Genomic DNA, 2409 nt, shown 5'->3' with positions numbered 1-2409 from the left:
TATAGAAAATAGACTAGCTTTCATAAAAATTATTCACTAATACAGTACCCTTTTTTATCCAAAATATACAAAAGAGCCATCCTGTTGATGGCTCTTATTTCTCTACTCTATGATGAAAAGGACATTTACCTTTAATCGGCTCAATATCATCCCCTATGAAATATTGTTTCCATTCACGATGATTAGGATCGCCGTAGTGACTAATGTTAGGGTGTTTCGGCAACTGATCCCACTTTTCAACTCGTTCACGGACCATTTGTCTTGAATACGACCCTTTAGGACGATCTCCTTCTAAGCCATCGAAAATAGTTCGTGGCTGGAATCCAATAACGAGAGAATTTCCTAAATGCCTAGTCTTTCGCTGTTTATAAGCTGGCGCATTCCCAAATGCAAATATTGGTTCACCACCAAATGAAAATTCCCATAAATAATGCTCTGGATTTTTCGGGATTTGCTTTGGCCATAATTGATTATCTTGTTCATGTAAATATTGTAGTACTTTCCAAAAATAATCTCGATAATATTCGATTGATTTTTCTTCACATTCCGGTTCCACAAAAAGAAAAAAGCCCCTTCTTACAATCGGCCGCTCTCTCATTAACTCTAAAAAAGATAACATTGTATTGGGTAAATGCCCCCAATCATTATGAGAGAGAAATGAATAACGAAGTTCATTCTTTTTCAAAGCCGTTAAACCGAAATAACACGGAAAAGTTGGTTCTAACACGACACTCGAAAAATTTTGAAATTCTTTTGCAACCCAATTCGGTATGTCGCCTCTATTTTTCATTCCTTCATTATCTAATAAATAAGACTCATCCATTCTTTCACCTCATTATGTACAGCATTCACTTAAGAATATTACATACTCGGCTTGTCCTATACCTTTTTAAAAATACAAAGATTTCAAAGCGCTTACTTGACTAAATTCTACCAATTCGTGTATATTTAAATTAATCATTTAGCAGAATATTCGAGAAAATAGCATTTTTTATTTATATTATTTTTTAAAATGAATTTAACTAAATGAAAAAAGGAATCGTTTTTAGGAGGAATTGTGACATGCAAGGAAAAGTAAAATGGTTTAACAATGAAAAAGGTTTTGGATTTATCGAAATGGAAGGCTCTGAAGATGTATTCGTACATTTCTCTGCTATTCAAAGCGACGGCTACAAGGCTTTAGAGGAAGGTCAAGAAGTATCTTTCGACATTACTGAAGGAAACCGTGGACCTCAAGCTGCTAACGTAGCAAAACTTTAATCCCACATATGACAGGAGGTTACCTTACTTGGTAACCTCCTTTGTTATTCCTTTGTATATTTCCGTTTTACAGAGCAAAAACTATGTGAAATGCGCAAAATCCAAAGGAGGCAATAACAATGGGGTCACATGTAAATGATTTTGAAGAAGTAAAATTCCGTGTAGAAACTGCACAAAAAATGGTAGGTTCTGCAACAATTTCAATGGATCCAGACACATTAGAGCATGCCACTACTGCAGTAGAATCGGCTCGTTCTCAGCTTGAAGTCATGAAATCCGTTGCAACAGATTTAGATGAGCCATTTCTAATGAATGAAGAAAAAAAATTAAGTAAATGCGAGCATCAATTACACGAAGCGAAGCACTAAAAAAACATCCAGAGAAAATTCTCTGGATGTTTTTTATGACAATTGCTCCCCATACTTTTTCAACTTCTCTCCAACCGTACATTGCCGTATACAAAAAGAATGGGCATAGTATTTACTATGATTTTTCCGATTATGTTCCTGCAGGAAACACCCTCCGCAATACGTTTCTAATAAGTCATTTACCTCTGTAATGAGTTGCTTCTTCTTCACGTGTGCACCTCTCTATTCGGTTATTTCTTTATGACTATCAATTGTCGTCCCTTCTAATGCTTGCGCTGCTAATTGATGTGCCTCTTTATTTTGTTTTCTAGATATCGGTTCACAAACAAGTTTTAATTTCATTTGCTTCGCTTTTTGTTCAATTTGGTCTAAGTAATGATTTAAATGTTCATCATAGCAAGGCCATTCACCAGCTAATTGCTGCAGTACAACTTGAGAATCTCCACGAAGTGTAACCGCTTCATATTTAATTCCTAATTCTTCGAGTGTATTCACCCCGTATAATAATGCTGCATACTCCGCTTCGTTATTATCATATATGCCTTCTATGTATGCATTGCGACGAATTCGGTAATTTGTATTTCCTTTTTTATAGTATACACATATACCCACCCCAGCTTCTTTCGTCTGTACATCATAACCACCATCAAAATAAACTTGAATTTCTTGCGGATCTTCCTCCACTTGCTTACTCAGTTTTTTCATTTCTTTTAATGACCATTCCGCGTCCATTTCATCGTAAAATMAAAGTTCTTTCGCCCTTCCTGTTTTCTCAAAATCC

At 35.5% G+C, this 2409-nt stretch carries 5 protein-coding genes; 2 read left to right on the top strand and 3 right to left on the bottom strand.

Going from position 1 to position 2409, the window contains the following annotated elements; all coding sequences use genetic code 11:
- Positions 1 to 94: 94 nt before the first annotated feature.
- A complete protein-coding gene (locus AC1DTM_RS23095) occupies positions 95 to 823 on the bottom strand; it encodes a YqcI/YcgG family protein (protein WP_002158520.1) in 729 nt (242 codons plus the stop codon).
- A gap of 239 nt (positions 824 to 1062) precedes the next feature.
- Between AC1DTM_RS23095 and cspB the strand changes: the two genes are divergently transcribed.
- Entirely contained in the window at positions 1063 to 1260 is a 198-nt protein-coding gene (gene cspB / locus AC1DTM_RS23090; RefSeq protein WP_002011904.1) for a cold shock-like protein CspB, read from the top strand.
- Between the two features lie 119 nt (positions 1261 to 1379).
- Complete coding sequence (locus AC1DTM_RS23085) at positions 1380 to 1628, top strand: DUF2564 family protein (protein ID WP_002158521.1); 249 nt, start codon at positions 1380 to 1382, stop codon at positions 1626 to 1628.
- Positions 1629 to 1661: 33 nt separating this feature from the next.
- On the opposite strand, the gene AC1DTM_RS23080 is transcribed toward AC1DTM_RS23085, so the two are convergent.
- Entirely contained in the window at positions 1662 to 1838 is a 177-nt protein-coding gene (locus AC1DTM_RS23080; RefSeq protein ID WP_002011906.1) for a zinc-finger domain-containing protein, read from the bottom strand.
- Between the two features lie 12 nt (positions 1839 to 1850).
- A partial coding sequence (locus tag AC1DTM_RS23075) for a ribonuclease H family protein (RefSeq protein ID WP_477000978.1) occupies positions 1851 to 2409 on the bottom strand: 559 nt, incomplete at its 5' end.

Source organism: Bacillus sp. P4_D3 (assembly GCF_056401855.1).
Note: the sequence above shows the minus strand (reverse complement) of the source record. Positions and strands in the feature narration are given on the sequence as shown.

What these genes read in the sequence shown, in the direction of transcription:
- AC1DTM_RS23085 (WP_002158521.1), top strand. Translation starts at nt 1,380, where the DNA reads ATGGGGTCACATGTAAATGATTTTGAAGAAGTAAAATTCCGTGTAGAA.
- cspB (WP_002011904.1), top strand. Translation starts at nt 1,063, where the DNA reads ATGCAAGGAAAAGTAAAATGGTTTAACAATGAAAAAGGTTTTGGATTT.
- AC1DTM_RS23095 (WP_002158520.1), bottom strand. Translation starts at nt 823, where the DNA reads ATGGATGAGTCTTATTTATTAGATAATGAAGGAATGAAAAATAGAGGC.